Raw genomic sequence first — 1,373 nt, forward strand, 5'->3', positions numbered from 1 at the left:
ATTGCTATGAACACTCATTGTTACATTGATTTAAATTTTTGACTGCCAACCCGAAGGCTAAGCAGTTTCGATTAACTCAACACCTGTGAGTGTCCACACAGATTTGCTTGATAAATTGTTAAAGAGCATGGTCAGCAGCTTATTTAGCGCCTAACCGTTGACCCCGCTGTGTCAGTGGATGCGCATTATAGGGACGTCAGATTTTACCGCAAGCCCTTTTTCTAAAATAATGGCAAAAAACGAATCAAGCGCACACTTTTTAAACTAAAAGTGTGTTTTAACGGCAATTATATCGGTTCATCGCTGAATTAAGAGCAAAAATGGGATTAATCCTGCTCTAGAAATGACAAGAACCAACCTATTGGTTAGCTCTTTAATGTCGTGTTATTTACGTTTACTCAACTTTCACCCGACAGGCACCCTTAGAACTGCTGAGTAAGTAAAGAGTGTTCTGCTTATAAGTTGAGTTGTAATTAGCCTATGCTTTTTAAGTAAGCTGGCACATCGGCAATACTGTCGAGTACCACAGTGGCATCACTGTCATCAGCAATAACCTTACCACTGCGCACTAATATACGAGTAGTCACGCCCGCAGCTTTCGCGGCCTGCATATCTTCGGCTTTGTCGCCAACCATGACTGAGTTCGCTAAGTCGATTTTTAAGAATTGCGCCGCATCATTGAGCATACCCGGCTTAGGTTTACGGCAATCACAATCGATTTTATATTCCCCAATACCTTTTTCAGCATGGTGCGGGCAATAATAGATCCCATCGAGTTCGACCCCTTTGTCGGCAAAGTTCCAATCCATCCACTCCGTTAAGCTGTGGAATTGATCTTCTGTGTACATGCCACGGGCAATACCAGATTGATTAGTGACAACCACTAACTTGTAGCCCATTTCCTTCAACGAGAGACAAGATTCAAACACACCTTCGATATATTCGAAGTCATCCACTTGGTGAACATAACCATGGTCTTTGTTAATCACACCATCACGGTCTAAAAATACTGCTCGACTCACTGTATTGCTCCAAAATCGCCTAAGGCGTTATCGCACTATTATTTCACTCATTAAACAAAATTGCACCGCGAAGTTCTGCTTTCGCCCTAAATTAAGCCTTCGCAATACCTAATTGAGATAGACGGGTAACCCCAAGTAATAATAGTATCTATTGCTGCGCGTATTTATCCACTTAGACCTTACCTATTGGTTCAGGATCTCTCACACTTATTAATTGAAGTGCATACTAGGGTCTGTTGATCTTTGCTGTACAAATGTTGCTCAGCAATACATCGGCAGCCACATTAACATAAACGCCAGTGACACCATACTGGCGTAATTTCTTGCTAGCTTGTCATATCTTGTTGATAT

1 protein-coding gene and 1 pseudogene are annotated in these 1,373 nt (G+C 41.8%); both read right to left on the reverse strand.

Translation table 11 applies throughout. The annotated features are described in order from the left end of the window. Positions 1 to 473 precede the first annotated feature (473 nt). Complete coding sequence (gmhB, locus tag ACRN9H_RS19605) at positions 474 to 1,022, reverse strand: D-glycero-beta-D-manno-heptose 1,7-bisphosphate 7-phosphatase (RefSeq protein WP_432315878.1); 549 nt, start codon at positions 1,020 to 1,022, stop codon at positions 474 to 476. 261 nt (positions 1,023 to 1,283) lie between these two features. Next, positions 1,284 to 1,373, reverse strand: a pseudogene (locus tag ACRN9H_RS19610) (IS5/IS1182 family transposase); the annotation flags it as partial.

The organism is Shewanella sp. MF08487, assembly GCF_050848685.1.
Lineage (GTDB): Bacteria > Pseudomonadota > Gammaproteobacteria > Enterobacterales > Shewanellaceae > Shewanella > Shewanella glacialipiscicola.